Source organism: Sphingosinithalassobacter sp. LHW66-3, assembly GCF_050703275.1.
Lineage (GTDB): Bacteria > Pseudomonadota > Alphaproteobacteria > Sphingomonadales > Sphingomonadaceae > Sphingomonas.
The window spans coordinates 1,232,075-1,250,145 of record NZ_CP193482.1 but is presented as its reverse complement, the minus strand read 5'-3'; the positions used below and the strand labels follow the sequence as shown (position 1 = coordinate 1,250,145).

Below are 18,071 nucleotides of genomic sequence, written 5' to 3'. Positions count from 1 at the left end.
ACGTCGTTCCGCGGTGAAACATGCGCTTCCGGCTGCTATGGCCGCAGGGGGGGGACACCGTGCGGGGTTTGAAGTGGGCCGTTGCGGCGGCGGCAGTGATTGTCTCGTCGCAGCTGCTCGCGCAAGAGGCGGAGCCGGACCACCTCATCCGCGGCGCCTATGATGCCTTGCTCGGGTGGCCTGCGGCGGCATTGCACTCCAGCGGGTACGAGCGGGTCGCACAGTTGGATCGGAACGCGTTGATCCGCCGGCCAGGCGGGCCGGTGGACCGGGTGCGCATCGACCCCGAAAACGGCAATGTCGTCACCCGGATCGAAGGCGATGGCTGGTACAACCATCCGCACCCGAGCTTTCCGGACGGGCAGTTGAACCGACGCGCCTGTGATCGCGATCTGCAGACGCTTGCCGAGATCGCACTGCTGCGGTTTCCCGGGCTGATCGAGCAGCGCCAGAATGCCGGCCACGAGTCGCGCGTCCGCTTGGTCGAACCGCAGGAGGACCCGCTCGATGCGCGCAGCATCACGATCGCCTGCCTCTATCTCACCACCGGCACCGCATCGCTGACGCTTCAATATGCTGTCAGCCCACGCGAGCTGGAGGCCGAGCAGGTCCGCTACCGGCGCGAGTTCGACGCGGCCCGTGCCGCGCGTCGGGGGATTTCGCTCACTCGGCTGGATCCCGAATGGGAGCAGGGGTTCGGGGCAATCGCCTATGACTGCACCGGCGAACGGAACGATCCGCGCGGCTATGCGGAGTGCAAGGTCCGCGACGACGGCTTCCACATGCGCGCGATCACGCGCGGCGTGGCGCATGTGCAGCACGGCCGGATCACTTCGATCGACTTTCAGATCGACGAAACCGAGGCGGGACTGCTGGACACGATCAACTTCTGGTATGGTCGCCCCGAGATCGTCGGGGACGAGCCCTATGCCGGCCGCGTCTGGCGCTTTGCCGACGGCGATCTGAAGTTGTCCGATTCGATCCTGACTCTGGAATTCCCCGAAGGCGCGGGGCCGGAGGTGCGCGGAATCCGCCTGACGCGCCGCCCGCGCGACTGATGGGGCAGATTGACCATCCCGATGCCGCATCCTACCCAGCGGCCCGTGTCCCGGTAGCTCAGCAGGATAGAGCAGCAGATTCCTAATCTGGAGGTCGGAGGTTCGAATCCTCTCCGGGACACCAGCCCTTGAGCGGAATGCCCCAGCCGACGCTCGCCCGCTGACCGCAATCCGCGGCGATTGACTTGTTGGAAAATGTTGCTCAAATGTTCTCGTCCTTGAGCGAGTCGGGGGCAGAGCATGCAGATTTCGATGGAACAACGCCGGGCGGCGTTTCGCGCCTGGTTGCGGACGGGGCGCGCCGGAGGTCCGGTCGACGCGCGCGGACGCGAGTTCAAGTTCAATCCATGGCACGACGCAAGAACGGGCAGGTTCACCTTTGCCGGTCAGGGCCGATATTTTGCTCGGAGTGCCGGTGGCGCAGCTCCCCGCGTTCGCCAGGATGCTCCGACCATCGAACTGCGCGAGATCCTTCCGCCTGTTGGAAGCCGGGAGGAGGCTGATACGGAGCGGGATCGGCTTCTCGCGCTGCATGGCGACACCTCCGCAAACCGCGCGCTGATCGAAGACTGGCGGCGACGCCAGCAGGAAGCGCTCGCGCCTTCGCCCGCCGATCCGCCGAACCCGTTGGCCGATTTTGCGACCGGCGTCGCCGAAGGAGTGTACGACGTCGCGGAAGGTGCCGTCACCGGCACTTACACATTGCTGACGACCAGTCCGATCACGACCGTCGGGGCGATCGGAAGCGGCATCGCCGGAACGATCGATGCGGCGATCGAAGCGGAGGATACCCCTACCTACGTTCACTTGAGCCGTGCGATTGCGTCGGTGGCAACTGCGTCGCCGCACGATCTTGGCTACGCTTCGGGTTCGGTGTTGGCCAACATCGGACTGGCGATCGGACCGCAGGCAGCAGCGTCACGGGTTTCCAGCGCTGTGCGGGCCGAGGCGGTCATCCCGGCAGAGATGGCGAACCCGTGGCTGCTCGCGCCCACGCTTCGCGGGGAGGCTATCGAGAAGGCCCTGGGCCATAATGTGACGGTCAACTTTCCGGTCGTGGATCGGATCATCAATCGGGAAATCACAAGCATCAAAAGTATCGACTTGGATGCGGCTTCGCATCGTGCTGCCGACCGACTTCGCGGCACGCTCACCGGCTATGTGGACAAGATTTCCCGCTACAGCGGTACTCGCGAGCGCGGGTGGGGTGGTCTTCGGCTGTGGGAAGAAATGATCGGACACCGGGTTCTCGAGCTGGCCGTTCCACATGCTGCGAACGCTCTCCAGCAAAGGGCATTCGAGCAAGTTAGCGAATATTCGGCATCACTGCCGCGCCCTGTACAGGTCCGGATCGTCATCGTCAGGGAGGTAGAGAAATGAAAAGTGCGTGTGCACTGCTAAAGAACGGCAAGGTCTATACGCAGGCGTTTGCCGGAACGGACAATGTCGTCTGGATATCCTACGGCCCGGTATTCGTCAGCGACTATGGCGACATCGAAGCGATGACCGAGCATCTTCGCGCGGCGCTCGAAGTCTCGACGCAGGGCGTGCCGTATCCGAAGCGCGACGAGTGGCCGCTGGTGCAGAAGCCAATGCTCGATGCGGTCGGCGCGAAAGACTGGAGGGCACTCGCGCGGGGCGCGAAAGCGGTCGGAATCGACCTTGAGGATGGGGTCGTCACGCTGTCTCCGTCGGCGAACTATGAGGACGAGGGGGGCAGCGATCGTTCCGAAAAGAACATCCGGGTCGAGTTCGATTCAAGCGCGCTTGGGAGGCGCCTCCTGGACGCGTTCGAAGCGTGCATCTAAGCATTTGCTTCGAGCGCGCTACCGCCAGCCGGAGGCGATGACCGGCTGGCGGCACGGCTTGTGGCGATCGGCACGAGCGCCCAAGGCACGGTTCGGTTGAGTCGCCATTCTCCGCAGATCTGTGGGATCGGGTGACGCGCGTACCGGCGGGAAGTCGGCGGTCAGACGGCGCTCGCCGCGACTGCCGGCATGTCGGTCCATTGGCGCCGGCCGCGCCCGGTCCGAACCGGAGCGTCGAGTTCCTCGGCGAACCAGGCGACGGTCTTTTCCAGCCCTTCGGCGAGAGGCACCCGCGGCTCCCAGCCCAGCTTCGCCTTCGCCCTGCCGATGTCGGGCCGGCGCCGCCGCGGATCGTCCTTCGGCAGCGGCTTGTGCACGACGGGGGCGTCGGACCCGGTGAGCTTCAGGATGTGGCCGAGCAGCTCGTTCACGGTCAGCTCGTCGGGATTGCCGAGGTTGACCGGCTCCATCCCGTCAGATTCGCTGTCCATCAGGCGCAGCAGCCCGTCGACGAGATCGGAGACGTAGCAGAAGCTGCGCGTCTGGCTGCCATCGCCATAGATGGTGATCTCGCGGCCGGAGAGCGCCTGACAGATGAGGTTGGAAACGACGCGCCCGTCATCCGGGTGCATGTGCGGGCCATAGGTGTTGAAAATACGCGCGACGCGCACTTCGGCGCGGCCCATGCGGGCATAGTCGAAGGTCAGCGTCTCCGCCGCGCGCTTGCCTTCATCGTAGCAGGCGCGCGGGCCGGTGCAGCTGACGAAGCCGCGATAGCTTTCGCGCTGCGGGTGCATCTCGGGATCGCCATAGACTTCGCTGGTCGACGTGAGCAGGAAGCGGGCGCCCGCGGCTTCCGCCAGCTTCAGCAGATGATCGGTGCCGACCACATTGGTCAGCATCGTGTGCTCCGGGTCCGCCTGATATTGCGGCGGCGAGGCGGCGCAGGCGAGATTGTAGATTTGGGTGAAGCGATCGGCGCGCTCGCGAATGCTGGCGGGGAGGGGCTGGACAACGTCGTGCTCGACGAATTCGAAGCCCGGGAGACGCTCCAGCGCGCGCAAGTTCGAGGGGCGTGCGGTCTGCAGATTGTCGAGGCAGACGACGGAATGGCCTCGATCGACCAGCGCCTGGCAGAGATGCGAGCCGATGAACCCGGCGCCACCTGCGACCAGGACCAGCGATTCCTTTCCATTACGCATCATCTACTCCTCGAATAACGTCTCGCGAACGCCTTGTGACGATTGCAAAACAACAACTCTCAAGACCTTAGGCAGTTGCAGCCGCTGCTCCGGCGAAGGTGCTCTTTCGTCCCGCATCGCCGAGATGATGCTCCAGCTCGGCGGCACGATGGGCCGCGCTATGCTCCGCCAGCACGCGCTCACGCGCCTTCCCGCCGATTTCGCGCGCGTCGCGTGCGAGCGCGGCGAGCACGTCGTCCGGTCCGGCGGCGAGCAGCAATTCGCTCCCCGGCTCCAGCAGCGTCTCGATGCCTTCCCAGTGATCCGAGAGGATCGGCACTCCGCACGCCGAGGCCTCGAAGATGCGCACCGAAGGCGACCAGCCGGCAGCGATCATGTCGGCGCGCGTCACGTTCAGCGTGAAGCGCGACGCGCCATAGAATTCGGGGTGGTCGGCAGGCGGCAGATGATCGATCCGCTCGACATTCTCCGGCCAGTCGATGTCTTCGGGATATTGCGGTCCCGCGACCGCGAAGCGCCGCTCGGGGCAGCGTCGCGCCGGTTGGATCAGGAGCTTCTCGAGCGTGGGCTGCCGATCGGGACTGTAGGTGCCGAGATAGGAGAGATCCCAACGCTTGGGCACATCGAGCGGCGGATAGGCTTCGGGATCGACCGAACAGTAGAGCGGCCGTGCGGCCGGCGAACCATAGTCGCGTTCGATCCGATCGAGCGTCGGCCCGCCGGTGAACGAAAGATAGACGTCGTAGCCGGGGATCACCTCGGGCGAGAGATATTCGAAGTCGCCGCGCGCGAGCTTCGCCAGCGTCACCGGCGTATCGATGTCGTAGAAGGCGACCGGGCCTTGCGCCCAGTCCTGCACCAGCCGGGCGACCGCAACGCCTTCGGGAACATAGGAACCGACGATGACTGCGTCGGCGGCGGCAATCCGACTCCTCCAGCGGGCTAGATCGTCGAGATCGTCATAATAGCGGAGCTGACAGAAGCTCGGGTCCGGCAGGTCGCGGTGGTCGCGATACCATGGAACATCCCTCTCCAGAAACAGGACGTCGTGCCCGCGTGCCGCGAATGCCTTCAGCAGCGCGCGGAAGGTGGTGGCATGACCATTGCCCCAGGAGGAGCTGAGCGAGAGGCCGAGGACGACGAGGTTCATGTCACACCGCCTCCCGCGCCTTGGCGCGCTCGGCCTTGAGGATCGAGTCGAGCTGTTCGCCGCGCAGGGCATAGGTGTGTTCGGCGAGCACGCGCCGCAGCGCTGCCTGCCCGATCGCCTCGGCGCGTTCCGGCGTGAGCGCTGCGATGTGGTCGGCGACGTCCTGCCCGTCGCGGGCGACCAGCACTTCCTCGTCGGGTACCAGGAACTGCTCGATCCCCTCCCAGGCGTCGGTGATGAGACACGCGGCCGCGCCCGCGGCTTCGAACACGCGCGTCGCAGGCGAAAAGCCGATGTTCGCCATCGAATCGCGCGCAACGTTCAGCACCGCCTTGGGGGTGCAGTTGAACGCATTGTGGTCGCGCGTGCCGACATGCCCGATCGGGCGGACATTGCCGGGCATGGTCTTGTCGTGCCAGCCGTTGCCGCCGATCAGGAAAGTGCGATCGGGCAGCGCGGCGGCGGCACGCAGGAAGAATTCCTCCACACGCGCCTCGCGGTCGGGCAGCCGGTTGGCGAGAAACGCGAGATCAGCCTCGAAGCGCGGATCCTGTGGGACCGGATGATGCGTCTCCGGGTCGAGCGCATTGTAGATCGGCACGCAGTCGCGGGCACCGAAGCCGGTATAGGCGTCGACGACGGGCGCGCCGCCGCCATAGGTGAGCACCAGATCATAATCGGGCAGCGCGCTTCGCAATGGGTGATCGGGCGCACTGCGAATCTCGTCGAGCGTGGCCGCGGCATCGACGTCCCAGTAGATGCGTGTCGCGTCGGGCCGGGCATGGCGCAGCACGCCTTGCAGCAGCTCGGTGTCGAACACGCCGACGCCGCTCGCCTTTACGACCACATCGGCGTGGGCGGCGTCCGCCAGCACTGACCGAAGCCCGTCCTCGTCCGCCGGATAGACCGTCACGGCGGCATAGTCCGGCGGCTCGATGTCGCGGTGCGCCTGGCGGTCGAACGCGTCGGGTTCGTAGAAGTGGATATCGTGGCCGTGCGCCGCGAGCGCCTTCAGCATCCCGCGATAATAGGTCGCCGCTCCGTTCCAGTAGCTCGACAACAGGCTCGATCCGTAGAAGGCGATTTTCATGCGCAATGCTCCGCAGGCTGGGCGCGCAGGCTGGCGGCGATGGCGAGCAACTCGTCGGCGCGGTGCGCGCATGTGTGGCGGGCGCGAATGGTCTCGAGCCCCTTGGCGGCAAGGGATTGCCGCAGCGCAGGATCGTCGCGCAGCGCGACGAGATGGCGCCGCATCGCGCTTTCGTCGGCCGCCACCAGATAATCCTCGCCTGGACGGAAGAGATTCTCGCTGTCGTCCCAGGGCGCCGAGACGAGCGGAATGCCGCAGGCGAGTGCCTCGAACACGCGGATCGTGGGAATGCCGGGCAGGATGGTCGTGTAATATCGGCGTGGCACGTGCACCGTGGCCAGATGCCGCGCGAACAGGCGCGGCACTTCGGCGTTCGGTGCCCATCCACGGTAGCGCGCGCCGAAGTCTCGCAGCGTCGCCTTTGCGCTGTCGGGATAGCGAACCCCATGGACGTCGAGCGGAAGCCCGGCGTCGCGGGCGGGGCGGAAGAGGAAGCGCTCGAGCTCCTCAGTCCGCTCGCCGTCGCCCCAGTTGCCGATCCATACCAGCCCCTCGCGATCCTGCGGCTCGGCGGGGGGGTGGAAGTGGCGGGTGTCGGCCGCTTCATGCCAGGTCCATACCCGGTCGCGCCAACCCCAGTCGCGATAGACATTGGAGAGGGTCTCGCCGAACGCCAGCACGCCATCATAGGCGTCAAGCTCGTAGCTGCGCATTTCCTCCGGCGCGCTCACCGCGCGATGATGCGTGTCGTGGAACAGCAGAAGGAAACGGGCGCCGCGCGCGCGCAGTCGGCCGAGCCGGGCGACCAGCGCCGGCTCGTTCCATTCATGGACGATCACCAGATCGGCGCCCTCGACCATGGGCTCGATCGGATCGCCGGAGGCATAGGGGATCGACGCGAGATCGGGATAGGCACGACGAAACGCGTCGAGTCCGGACGCGCCATGATCCTCGAGCAAATGCGCGAGGCTCCAGTTCGCCTCGGGCTCGAATGCACGGACCTCGTGCCCGGCTGCGATCAACTCGCGGAGCACGCCGCGCAGAAAATGTGCGTTTCCGTGGTTCCAGCAGCTGCGCAAGGAGTGCGTGAAGTAGACGATCCTCACGCAGCGGCTCTCCCTTGCCCTTCGTCCGGCAGGAATCCCGAGTAGAGCCGCGCCATTCCGGCAGCCATGGCGGCGGGCGTGTACTGGGCCGAGCGCTTGCGTGCAGCCTGGCCGAGCTGTCGGCGCGCGAGCGGGTCGTCTCGCAGCGCCTCGATCGTTTCGGCGAAGCCCGCCGCATCATGCGGAGCGACGAAGCGTGCGGCACCGTCCCACAGCTCACGGAACGTCGGGATGTCCGAAAGCACCAGCGGACAGCCTGCCGCCGCTGCCTCGAGCACGGCGAGACCGAACGGCTCGAATGTCGCCGCGCTGACGAAGATGGGGCGCTGGGCAAGCGTCCCGGCGAGTTCGGCCGTGTCGATCTGGCCCATCCGGTCGAGATGTTCCAGCGACGGCTCCTCGCCGTGCGGACCCCGAGTCGATCCGGCGGCGCGGAGCGGAACCGTCAGAAGTGCGGCGGCGCGATCGAGCGTGCGGGCGTTCTTCACATCATCCCACAGCCGCCCTGCGGTGAAGGCGAAATCGGCCGGAGCCTCGCCGGATTGCGGCGGCAGCGGCAAGGGCCGTCGCCCGTTGTGGACGACCACCGGCGTGTCCGGCAGGCGATAGTGGCGCGCGATGGTCGCGGCATAGGCGGCGCTGGGCGCGACGGTGATGTCGGCGGACGTGAGGCCACGCCGCATCAAGGCGCGGTGCCACCGATAGTTCGGCGCCAGCGGTTCGCTGCGCGCCGCTTCCCACCAGGTGGAGAGGCAGCCGTGATTCACTGCCACCACCGGCAGCCCGAACCAGGTGTCGGCGCCAAGCGCAGGCGAGTTGAGATGGACCAGATCGACGTGCTTCTCGCGGGCAAGCGCCGCCACCGCCTTGCCAGCCGCGCGCACCGGAGCTGCCGAATCGCACATCCAGTCGAGCGGAAGGCCCGTTTCGACGAGTTCGAGACCGCGGATCGCCTCGGCCTCCGCGCGCTGCGCGGGGGAAGGCTCGGGGCCAAGCACGGCAAGCACGGTCTGCGCGCCATGCGGCGTGAGCGCAGCCGCAAGATCGGTGGCATATTGCCACACGCCGCCGACGGCATCGGTGGTCATCAGGATGCGCATCCGGCCTCCGCTCCTCATGTCGCCACCGCCTGAACGCGCGGCTCCGGCTCGGAAGACCGACCGAGCGGAATGCCACGCTCTTCGGCGAGCCACTGCGCCAGCGCGGCAATGCCTTCGCGCCAGGAGCGCTTCGGCTGAAGGCCGAGCGCGGCTTCCGCAGCCCGCGTGTCGGCGACGAACCAGCGCTGGTCCCCCGCGCGCCAGTCGGAAAAGTCGACGGCCACCTCGCGGCCGAGCAGCGCACCGATCTCGGCGATCACCTGGCGCAGGCTCACTGCATTGTCGGGCCCGCCGCCGAGGTTGAACGCGCGTCCTGCGACCCGATCGATATTCTCCCAGGCGCGGATATAGGCATCGACTGCATCGCGAACGTCGAGCACGTCACGCACCTGCCGCCCGTCGCCATAGAGCGTCACCGAACGCCCCTCGAGCGCACGGATCAGGAAATGGGCTACCCAACCCTGATCCTCGGTACCCATCTGGCGCTGGCCATAGATGCAGCTCATCCGCAGCACCGCGGCCGGCACCCCGAAGCTGCGCGCGTAATCGAGCACATATTGGTCCGCCGCGCCCTTCGAGCAGCCATAGGGCGTGTGGAAATCGAGCGGGCGGGTCTCGGAGATGCCATGGGTGCGGACCGCGGCATCCGCGGGTAGCCATGCGCCGTCGCGGCTCTCGAATTCCATGTCGGCAAGGTCGCCATAGACTTTATTGGTCGACGCGAAGACCAGCGGCGTGCGCGAGCCGCGCAGCGCCTCGAGCAAGTTGAACGTGCCGGCGATGTTGACTTCGAAATCTTCGCGTGGGTCGGCGAGGCTCGTGGTCACCGCCACCTGCGCCGCGAGGTGGAACACCGCTTTTGCTTCGCGGGCCGCCAGCGTCAGGCGGTCGACGTCGCGGATGTCGGCGGTCACGTCGCGGATGCGATCGCCGTGGCGCGCGCGCAGCCACGCAAGATTGCGCTCCACGCCGGGGCGGCTGAGCGCGTCGTAAACGAGTACCGCATGGCCGTCGCCCGCCAGCCGATCGGCGAGGTTCGCGCCGATGAAGCCGGCGCCGCCGGTGATGAGGACAGGGCGAGTATCGGCGGTCATGCGACGAGCCCGCGCTTTTCCAGCTCGGCGCGCGCCTCGCTCACGCGATCCTCGGCGGTCTGCTCGGCAACCCATTCCGCGAGTTCGGCGAGGCCTTCGCCGAAATCCTTGCGCGCCCGGAAGCCGATCGCATCGGCGGCCTTGGACGTGTCGCAGAAGCAATGCCGGATATCGCCGATGCGGCCCTTGCCGACGATCTCGGGCTCGATGTCGTTCTTGCCCATCGCCTCCGCCAGTGCATTGGCGACTTCCGTGACCGAGCGGTCCTGCCCGGAACCGATGTTGAACGTCTCGCCCGCTGCCTGAGGCAGCTCGAGCGCATCGGAGAAGGCACGGGCGACATCGGTGACGTGCACGAAGTCGCGCCGCTGCTCGCCGTCTTCGAAGATCATCGGCTGCTGGCCGTTCAGCAGCCGCGACGCGAAAATGGCGAGTACGCCGGTATAGGGGTTGGAAAGCGCCTGGCCGGGCCCATAGACATTGAACAGCCGCAGGCACACGCCCTCGATGCCATAGGGCTTTGCCATGATGTGGGTCGTGCGCTCCTGCACATATTTGTTGAGCGCATAGATTGACGCGAGATTGGGCCGCTTCCACTCGGGCGTGGCGACCGGCGTGAGCGGCCGTCCCTGCTCGTCGAGCGGCTCCCAGTTCGCCTGGCCGTCCTTCAGCGTCTTGCGTTCGGCATCCTGCACGGGTTCGCCATCGGCATTCTCGTACAGGCCCTCGCCATAGATCGACATGGAGGATGCCGTGACCACGCGGCGCACGGGATTGTCGATCAGCCGCTCGAACAGGACGGCGGTGCCGACGTCATTGACCGAAGTGTAGCGCTCGACTTCGTACATCGATTGCCCCACGCCGACTTCGGCGGCGAGATGGACTACGCTGTCGATGCCCTTCAGCGCGCGCGCGACTGCATCCCCATCGCGCACGTCACCGCGGATCAGCTCGGCATCCTGGGGGAGCAGGGGCGGACGTTCGACATCGCCGTGCACCTGGGGAATCAGCGAATCCAGCACCCGCACGCGGTTGCCGCGACGCAGCAGCTCTTCGCAAACGAAGCGGCCGATAAAGCCCGCTCCGCCGGTAATGAGTATTGATTCCGTCACAGTCCGGCGCCCCCACCAACTAGCCCGATTCGAGAAAAGCTGCACTCTTCTGCATGTTCATTGTTCGGCAGCATCGATCCTCACTTGCCGTTCAGCTTCAACTCCGGACTCCCTTCAATGCCTCTTCTTCATCTGAGTTCCCGAACGGCTCCACAAATTTTGATCGGGACCGGAACCCCATTCGCCCCAACGGGTTTGGGTCCGTAACGATCCCGAATCCTGCGGGAATTTACGTGAGGGGCTTGGACCGCGTGACGGCGACGATCTATTTCATCAGGCACGCGGCACATGGACATATCGGCAACACCCTGAGCGGCAGGCAGCCGGCCATTCCACTCACCGATGCGGGGAGGGGGCAGGCCCGGGCGCTCGGCGCCAGGCTGGCCGACCGGCCGTTCGCCGCACTTCATTCGAGCCCCGTTCAGCGCGCGCGCGAAACCGCCGATGCTGTCCGCGAGGCGCGCGGAGGCGAGAATGTGCAGGTCTATACCGCGCTCGACGAAATCGATTTCGGCGCATGGACCGGCAAGGCGTTCGCCGATCTCGAAGACGATCCCCAGTGGCAACACTGGAACGCCCGGCGCAGCGAAGCGCGCTGCCCGGGCGGCGAGGCCATGGCCGAGGCGCAGGCCCGCGTCGTCGCGCATGCCGAGCAGGCTGCTGCGGCGCATCCGGACGGCGCGGTGGCGATGGTTACCCACTGCGACATCATTCGGGCGGCTGTGGCGCATTGGCTCGGCCTCTCGCTTGACCGCATCCATTCCTTCGACATCGACCCCGCCTCGGTGAGCCGCGTCGCCGTCGGCGACTGGGGCGGACGGGTGTTGAGCCTCAACGAACAGGTGGCATGATGGCGACAGCAGTAGCGGCGAAGGACCTGCGCGAGCGCGTGGCGGAACTCGCGCCCTGGTTTCACAACATCGATCTTGGTGGCGGCGTCCAGACGGCGCCGGATCATTTCCTCGGCGATTATCCGAGCTTCAAGTTCAAACGCTTCGCCGGTGCGCTCCCCGACGACCTTTCAGGCAAGACGGTGCTCGATATCGGCTGCAATGCCGGCTTCTATTCGGTGGAGATGAAGCGCCGCGGCGCCGACAGGGTGGTCGGGATCGACAGCGACGAGCGCTATCTGGCGCAGGCGCGGCTCGCGAGCGAGGCGCTGGGCTTCGACGGTATCGAGTTCGCCAAGCTCGACGTCTATGACGTCGCCGCGCTCGGCGAGAAATTCGATCTCGTGGTGTTCATGGGCGTTCTCTATCACCTGCGCCATCCGCTGCTGGCCCTCGATCTGATCCGCGAGCATGTCGCGGGCGATCTGATGCTGTTCCAGACGATGCAGCAGGGGACGGAGGCCGTGCTGCAGGTTCCCGAGGACCATCCGTTCCACAAGCCGGGCACCACCGAGCCGCCGGACTATTTCGACAATCCGGCCTATCCGAAGATGCATTTCATCGAGCGCGAGTTTGCGCACGACTGGACCAACTGGTGGGCGCCCAACGCCGCGTGCAGCCAGGCGATGCTGCGCGCTGCGGGCTTCACGATCGAGGCGCAGCCGGAGCCCGAAGTCTATCTCTGCCGCGTGGCGACCGTCCCCTATTCCGAGCACGGGCCGGCGGCAGTCTATCCAGCAAGGGGGGAGTGCGCATGATCGAAGCCGCGATGATCTGGAACGAGCCGAACAACAAGTCGCACTGGAATCCCGAGCTCGATCCCGACTGGTCGATCTATGCGGACACCGTCATTCGGGCGGGCGGCGCGATCGCGGAGATCAACCCCGATGTGCAGCGCGTGTTGGGCGGCATGTCGCCGATCGATCCGCACTGGGTGAACCGGATGCGCGATCACGGCGCGCTCGATGCCGTCGATGTGGTGGCGGTGCACGGCTTTCCGCTCGACTGGAACCTGTGGCCGATCCACGCCTGGCCCGACAAGATCGCCGAGATCGAGGCGGTCGTGCCCGACAAGCCGATCTGGGCGACCGAAGTTGGCGTCGGCTCGTTCGGTGCCGAGGAAGTGCAGGTGTTCGGGATCGACAAGACCGCCGAGCTGCTGCTCGACCGGATTCCCAACGTCTATTGGTATTCGCTCTTCGACCTGCCGCAGAGCTGGGGCGCCGAGACCCGCCACCGCGAAGCGGAAGGTTCGAGCTACTACCGCCATTTCTACATGGGCCTGATCCGCGAGGACGGCACGCCGAAGCCCGCGCTCGATCATTATGCGAAATACGCCGACCGCATGGGGCTGATGCAGTGGTTCCATTTCCAGGATCCGCGGCTCGACGCTGCAGTGCGGGTGATGAAGGACCTGGGCGTGAAGAAGCTGCGGACCGGGCTCAGCTGGGCCGACAGTTTCCGCGACGGGGCGATCGACTGGTTCGACCGGCAGATGGAGGCGCTCGCCGATTTTGAGCTGTTGGTCACCTTCTGCTTCACGCCCGAGCATCTCGGCGTCGAGGCGCACCACACCAGCTGCGCGCAGGACCCGCAGCAGTTCGCCGACTTCTGCGCCTGGATGATCGATCGCTACGCACCGGCGAAGGCGGCGACGAAGGCCGCGCTAGCATGAGGAACATAGCTGCGCCGGTTCCGTTCGTCCTGAGAAACGACAGGAATTCGAAAGCCATGGTAGCGAGGAGCGTCTGATGCTGTCCCCCACGCCCCGTTCGATCAACGTCGCGCTCGTCGGCGTCGGCAACTGCGCGTCGAGCCTCGTTCAGGGAATCGAGCATTATCGCGCGGGATCGAACGATTTGATCGGCCTGATGCACTGGGAACTGGGCGGCTATCGACCGTCCGACATCAGCGTCGTCGCCGCATGGGACGTCGACCGCCGCAAGGTGGACAAGGACGTGTCCGACGCAATCTTCGCGAAGCCCAACTGCACCACCGTCTTCTGTGATCGAGTGAAGCCGACCGGGGCAAAGGTGCGGATGGGGCGCGTGCTTGACGGGGTCGCCGATCACATGGCGGAGTTCGTCGACGAGCGCACCTTCCTGTTGGCGGACGCGCCCGAGCCGAGCCGCGAAGAAGTGGTCGAAGTGCTGCGCGAGAGCGGCGCGGACGTGCTGATGAACTATCTGCCGGTCGGCAGCCAGGAGGCGACCGAATTCTACGCCGAATGCGCGCTCGAGGCGGGCGTGGCGTTCGTCAACAACATCCCCGTGTTCATTGCCAGCAACCCCGAATGGGCAAGGCGCTTCGAAAAGGCGGGCGTTCCGATCATCGGCGACGACATCAAGGCGCAGATCGGCGCGACCATCGTCCACCGCGTTCTCACCGATCTGTTCAAGAAGCGCGGCGTGAAGCTGGAGCGGACGTACCAGCTCAACACCGGCGGCAACACCGACTTCCTCAACATGGCCAATCGCAAGCGGCTGGCGTCGAAGAAGGTCTCCAAGACCGAGGCGGTGCAATCGGTGACGGCGGCGCGGCTCGAGGACGAGAATATCCACATCGGCCCCAGCGACTATGTGCCGTGGCAGAACGACAACAAGGTCTGCTTCCTGCGCATGGAGGGACAGATGTTCGGCGGCGTACCGATGAACCTAGAGTTGCGCCTCTCCGTCGAGGACAGCCCCAATTCGGCCGGCGTCGCGATCGACATGATCCGCTGTGCCAAGGTCGCGCGCGACCGCGGCATGGCAGGACCGGTGACGCCTGCGGCCGCCTATTTCTGCAAGCATCCGCCCGAGCAGATGACCGATGACGCTGCCTATGAGGCGGTCGAGGCGTTCATCGCCGGCAGCGCCTGACGCGGCGCGGAGCGCACGCTCGGTTCACGCCGACGTCGGCAGCACGAAAACCGTCCTTCCGTCCGTCTGATCCGGTTCGGGTGCGCGAACGACAACGGGACGAGCCTCATCCGAGACTCGTCCCGTGGGTTCGTGCAAGCCGCCGGTGCCGGCGGGAGCGATCACTTCACGTGATTGCTGATGTGCTTGTTCATCTCGAACATCGTGACCTTGTCCTTGCCGAAGATGGGCTTCAGCTTGTCGTCGGCGAGGATTTCCCGCTTGTTCTCGGGATTCTGAAGGTCGTTCTTCTTGATATAGTCCCACATCTTGCTGACGATCTCGCTGCGCGGCAGCGGTCCCGAGCCCACGACCGCGGCCAGTTCGGGCGAGGGAGTCACTGGCTTCGCGATTCCACCACGCGCTCCGCCCTTTGCTTTCGTCTCCGCCATATTCTTCTCCTATTCCGGTTCGAGCGCCGACGGCTTGTGTGAGGCTCGTCCGCCGTTGTCGCTCTCGACGATGTACTGCGGATCTTCCTCGGATGCACGTACCTGATGGCCCTTGATTTTCGTGTCACTCGTCTGCTTGCGGACGACCTCGCCATGCGCGGTGCCGCCGTGCGCGTTCCACGTCACGCGGTCCCCCGCGTGGAATTTGTCTGCCATGCTGAACTCCTTGGTTTCCGGGAGTCCAATCGCCTGCGCCGGAAATGGTTGCGGGCACGGAACGCTTCGCCTCGTGCTGTGTTCGGCTCGGCGAAGGGGGAACTCCATGAGTGACATGCAAGCGGCCGTTCTCACCGGGCCGCAAGAAATGAAGATCGAGACTGTGCCCATTCCCGAGCCGGGTGCAGGAGAGGTGCGGCTGCGGCTCGAAGGCTGCGGGGTATGCGCATCCAATCTCACTCCCTGGGAGGGGCCCGAGTGGATGCGTTTTCCGACCGAGCCGGGCGATCTCGGCCATGAAGGCTGGGGTGTCGTCGAAGCGGTGGGTGAGGGCGTGACGGTTCTCGCCGTCGGTGACCGGGTCGCCGCGCTGTCGTTCCGCAGCTTCGCCGAGCACGACATCGCTAAGGCCGACGCAGTGGTGAAGCTGCCGCCCGAGCTGGCGGACCAGCCATTTCCCGGCGAGCCGCTGGGATGCGCGTTCAATATCTTTCGCCGCAGCGACATCCGCGCGGGCCAGACGGTGGCGATCGTCGGCATCGGATTTCTGGGGGCGGTGCTGACGCGCCTGGCGAGCGAGGCCGGCGCGCGCGTGATCGCCATCTCGCGGCGGCAATCGTCGCTCGATCTCGCGCGCCACTATGGCGCCGCCGAGACGATCGTGATGGACGATCATTGGGCGATCATCGAACGGGTGAAGGAACTGACGGGCGAGGCGCTGTGCGCGCGCGTGATCGAATGCGTCGGCAAGCAATGGCCGCTCGACCTTTCGGGCGAACTGGTCGGCTTCGGCGGGAAGCTGATCGTCGCCGGCTATCATCAGGACGGGCCGCGTCAGGTGAACATGCAGATGTGGAACTGGAAGGGAATCGACGTGGTGAACGCGCACGAGCGCGATCCCGAGGTGTCGCTCCAGGGCATCCGCGAAGCGGTCGATGCCGTGGCCAGCGGCCGGCTCGATCCGACGCCGCTCTACACCCACCGCTTTCGGCTCGATCAACTCGATCAGGCGCTCGACGCGACACGGGATAAGCCGGACGGGTTCGTCAAGGCGCTGGTGACCTACGCATGAAGCCTAGGATCGGATTTCTCGGCACCGGCTGGATCGGGCGGCATCGCATGGAGGCGATGCTGGAAAGCACGGCGATCGAGGCGATCGGCATCGCCGATCCCTCGCCGGAAATGGCGCAGCAGGCGGCGCAGCTCGCGCCCCACGCCCGGCTGGTCGACGGCCTCGACGCGCTGCTTGCGCTCGAGCCGGACGGCATCGCCATTGCGACACCCAGCGCGCTCCATGCGGATCAATCGATCGCGGCGCTGGAGCGCGGCGTCGCGGTATTCTGCCAGAAGCCGCTCGGCCGGACGGCAGGCGAGGCGAGGGCGGTGGTGGAGGCGGCGCGGGCCGCCGACCGGCTGCTCGCTGTCGACTTCTCCTATCGCTATACGGACGGTATGCGGCGCATTGCCCAGCTGGTGCGCGGCGGCGATCTGGGGCGGCTCTATGCCGCCGATCTGGTGTTCCACAACGCCTATGGGCCCGACAAACCCTGGTTCTATGACGCGGCGCAATCCGGTGGTGGCTGCGTGATGGATCTGGGTGTTCATCTGGTCGATCTCGCGCTGTGGCTGTTCGGCGAGGACGTGTCGGAGGTCTCTTCCCGGCTCTATGCGAAAGGCGAACCGCTGCAGCCCGGGGACGCGCGTGTCGAGGATTATGCCGTTGCGCAGCTCACGCTCGCAGGTGGCGCCTCCGTTCGGCTTGCCTGTTCGTGGCGGCTCGATGCCGGGCAGGACGCCGTGATCGCCGCCGACTTCCACGGCACCGAAGGCGGCGCGGCGCTGCGCAACGTGAACGGCTCCTTCTACGATTTCACTGCCGAGCATTTCCGCGGCACCGCGCGGGAGATGCTTGCGTCGCCGCCGGATGCCTGGGGCGGACGCGCTGCGGTCGATTGGGCGCAGCGGCTGGTGGCGGGCGAGCGGTTCGATCCGACTGCACAGGAACTGGTCCGGGTCGCCGCGGTGCTCGATCGCATCTATGGTCGCTAGCCTGTCGCACTCGCTGCGCTCATGCTAGCGTGCCGCGATTGGGGTGAGGGAGGAGCGGCGATGCGCGCAGTGGCGGTGTCGGTGTTGATATTGCTCGCGGGATGCGGCGGCGACGGTGGAACCACCGGTACGAACTATTCCGATCCACCACCGGTGGCGGAGATCGTTGCCACTCCAGACAACGCAGCCGCTGCCACGCCGACGCCCTGAAGGCGATCGGCTTCGGCCAGGTGGCCGCCGGGCGAGCCGAAGCCCGGCGATCTGCAGCGCAGCTCACGCCTGCCGGCGCACCTCGGCAAAGCCTTCGAACGTCGCCCGGACATCCGGTGACGCGCCGGCCGCGAGCTTCGAGATGCGGCGCATGAACGAGTCGGTCTCGGCCGCTTCATCGAGATGCGCCATATCCCACGCGCCGAATTCGCGTGCCTCGATGTGGCGGCGGGAGAGAACGACGATTGCGCGATGGCGGGAATCCCCCTGAATCCGCTCGAACGTCTGCTGCACCGCGTCCTCGGGGCCTTCGAGCGCCTGGAGAAACCGTCGGCCGTCGGAATAGAGCAGCCCGGTGATGCCGTCGCGGCGGTTGTTGCGGCGCGATGCGTCGAGGATCGCGGCAGCGTTCACCGCGCCGCCTGTCGGCCGGGCGCTGCTGACGTACACGAGCTGCAACATCCTGAACTTCCCTTTCTTTTCACCTGTCACCATCCATTATGGCGCGATTGACGTGAAAGGAGTGCTCGGTTCGGCGCAACCTGACGGGCGTTTGGCTGTGGACAACGCAGTCGCGCTTGGGCATGTTCGCTCCATGAGCATCGCGCACCTCCGGACGCTACGACTTATCCGCCCTTAGGGGCGTGTCCGCTTGCCGTGCGCCTCTAAGGGCAAATTCGACCCAGAGTGACCC

General features: G+C 66.1%; 19 protein-coding genes and 1 tRNA gene. 10 read left to right on the top strand and 10 right to left on the bottom strand.

All coding sequences use genetic code 11. From position 1 onward, the window contains the following. The first annotated feature begins 59 nt into the window (after positions 1-59). The 4 genes from ACQ450_RS05835 to ACQ450_RS05820 all read left to right on the top strand — a co-directional run bounded on the left by ACQ450_RS05835 (position 60) and on the right by ACQ450_RS05820 (position 2,866). Positions 60-1,058, top strand: a complete 999-nt coding sequence (locus tag ACQ450_RS05835) for a hypothetical protein (RefSeq protein WP_431470872.1) — start codon at positions 60-62, stop codon at positions 1,056-1,058. A 47-nt stretch (positions 1,059-1,105) separates the two neighbouring features. Then, positions 1,106-1,182, top strand: a tRNA-Arg gene (locus ACQ450_RS05830). A 116-nt stretch (positions 1,183-1,298) separates the two neighbouring features. Continuing rightward, the gene (locus tag ACQ450_RS05825) at positions 1,299-2,438 is read left to right on the top strand and encodes a hypothetical protein (RefSeq protein WP_431470871.1); all 1,140 of its coding nucleotides are present in this window, start codon (positions 1,299-1,301) and stop codon (positions 2,436-2,438) included. Then, positions 2,435-2,866 carry a hypothetical protein gene (locus ACQ450_RS05820; protein ID WP_188055747.1) on the top strand — a complete coding sequence of 144 codons (432 nt, stop codon included), beginning with the start codon at positions 2,435-2,437 and terminating at the stop codon, positions 2,864-2,866. Before ACQ450_RS05825 ends, ACQ450_RS05820 begins: the two co-directional genes overlap by 4 nt. 161 nt (positions 2,867-3,027) lie before the next feature. Here ACQ450_RS05820 and ACQ450_RS05815 read toward each other — a convergent pair whose 3' ends face one another. From ACQ450_RS05815 to ACQ450_RS05785, 7 genes are all read right to left on the bottom strand, one after another. Further along, a complete protein-coding gene (locus ACQ450_RS05815; RefSeq protein ID WP_431470870.1) occupies positions 3,028-4,071 on the bottom strand; it encodes a UDP-glucuronic acid decarboxylase family protein in 1,044 nt (347 codons plus the stop codon). A 64-nt stretch (positions 4,072-4,135) separates the two neighbouring features. Next, the gene (locus ACQ450_RS05810; RefSeq protein WP_431470869.1) at positions 4,136-5,218 is read right to left on the bottom strand and encodes a CgeB family protein; all 1,083 of its coding nucleotides are present in this window, start codon (positions 5,216-5,218) and stop codon (positions 4,136-4,138) included. Between the two features lies 1 nt (position 5,219). After that, a complete protein-coding gene (locus tag ACQ450_RS05805) occupies positions 5,220-6,308 on the bottom strand; it encodes a CgeB family protein (RefSeq protein ID WP_431470868.1) in 1,089 nt (362 codons plus the stop codon). Next, complete coding sequence (locus ACQ450_RS05800; protein ID WP_431470867.1) at positions 6,305-7,342, bottom strand: CgeB family protein; 1,038 nt, start codon at positions 7,340-7,342, stop codon at positions 6,305-6,307. The genes ACQ450_RS05805 and ACQ450_RS05800 overlap by 4 nt, the downstream gene beginning before the upstream one ends. A 68-nt stretch (positions 7,343-7,410) precedes the next feature. Further along, entirely contained in the window at positions 7,411-8,514 is a 1,104-nt protein-coding gene (locus ACQ450_RS05795) for a glycosyltransferase family 4 protein (protein ID WP_431470866.1), read from the bottom strand. Between the two features lie 14 nt (positions 8,515-8,528). Beyond that, positions 8,529-9,608 carry an NAD-dependent epimerase/dehydratase family protein gene (locus tag ACQ450_RS05790; RefSeq protein WP_431470865.1) on the bottom strand — a complete coding sequence of 360 codons (1,080 nt, stop codon included), beginning with the start codon at positions 9,606-9,608 and terminating at the stop codon, positions 8,529-8,531. Then, positions 9,605-10,720: an NAD-dependent epimerase/dehydratase family protein gene (locus ACQ450_RS05785; protein ID WP_431470864.1), complete on the bottom strand. Its 1,116-nt coding sequence runs from the start codon at positions 10,718-10,720 to the stop codon at positions 9,605-9,607. Before ACQ450_RS05785 ends, ACQ450_RS05790 begins: the two co-directional genes overlap by 4 nt. A 53-nt stretch (positions 10,721-10,773) precedes the next feature. Here ACQ450_RS05785 and ACQ450_RS05780 point away from each other — a divergent pair, with 53 nt between their 5' ends. From ACQ450_RS05780 to ACQ450_RS05765, 4 genes are all read left to right on the top strand, one after another. After that, complete coding sequence (locus ACQ450_RS05780) at positions 10,774-11,571, top strand: histidine phosphatase family protein (RefSeq protein WP_431470863.1); 798 nt, start codon at positions 10,774-10,776, stop codon at positions 11,569-11,571. Beyond that, complete coding sequence (locus ACQ450_RS05775) at positions 11,568-12,368, top strand: TIGR04290 family methyltransferase (protein WP_431470862.1); 801 nt, start codon at positions 11,568-11,570, stop codon at positions 12,366-12,368. The genes ACQ450_RS05780 and ACQ450_RS05775 overlap by 4 nt, the downstream gene beginning before the upstream one ends. Next, positions 12,365-13,285 (top strand): beta-xylosidase, encoded by a 921-nt coding sequence (locus tag ACQ450_RS05770; RefSeq protein WP_431470861.1) that lies wholly within the window; start codon positions 12,365-12,367, stop codon positions 13,283-13,285. The genes ACQ450_RS05775 and ACQ450_RS05770 overlap by 4 nt, the downstream gene beginning before the upstream one ends. A 76-nt stretch (positions 13,286-13,361) precedes the next feature. Beyond that, the gene (locus ACQ450_RS05765) at positions 13,362-14,471 is read left to right on the top strand and encodes an inositol-3-phosphate synthase (protein WP_431470860.1); all 1,110 of its coding nucleotides are present in this window, start codon (positions 13,362-13,364) and stop codon (positions 14,469-14,471) included. Between the two features lie 161 nt (positions 14,472-14,632). Here the strand turns inward: ACQ450_RS05765 and ACQ450_RS05760 are convergent, their stop codons facing one another. Further along, on the bottom strand, positions 14,633-14,902 hold the full coding sequence (locus ACQ450_RS05760; RefSeq protein WP_188055736.1) for an SWIB/MDM2 domain-containing protein: 270 nt from the start codon (positions 14,900-14,902) through the stop codon (positions 14,633-14,635). 9 nt (positions 14,903-14,911) lie between these two features. Then, positions 14,912-15,118, bottom strand: a complete 207-nt coding sequence (locus tag ACQ450_RS05755) for a DUF2945 domain-containing protein (RefSeq protein ID WP_188055735.1) — start codon at positions 15,116-15,118, stop codon at positions 14,912-14,914. 106 nt (positions 15,119-15,224) lie between these two features. Between ACQ450_RS05755 and ACQ450_RS05750 the strand changes: the two genes are divergently transcribed. Both ACQ450_RS05750 and ACQ450_RS05745 read left to right on the top strand, forming a co-directional pair. Beyond that, positions 15,225-16,190: an MDR/zinc-dependent alcohol dehydrogenase-like family protein gene (locus tag ACQ450_RS05750; protein ID WP_431470859.1), complete on the top strand. Its 966-nt coding sequence runs from the start codon at positions 15,225-15,227 to the stop codon at positions 16,188-16,190. Next, a complete protein-coding gene (locus ACQ450_RS05745) occupies positions 16,187-17,167 on the top strand; it encodes a Gfo/Idh/MocA family protein (RefSeq protein ID WP_431470858.1) in 981 nt (326 codons plus the stop codon). The genes ACQ450_RS05750 and ACQ450_RS05745 overlap by 4 nt, the downstream gene beginning before the upstream one ends. A 273-nt stretch (positions 17,168-17,440) precedes the next feature. On the opposite strand, the gene ACQ450_RS05740 is transcribed toward ACQ450_RS05745, so the two are convergent. Then, entirely contained in the window at positions 17,441-17,839 is a 399-nt protein-coding gene (locus ACQ450_RS05740; protein ID WP_431470857.1) for a BLUF domain-containing protein, read from the bottom strand. Between the last annotated feature and the right edge of the window lie 232 nt (positions 17,840-18,071).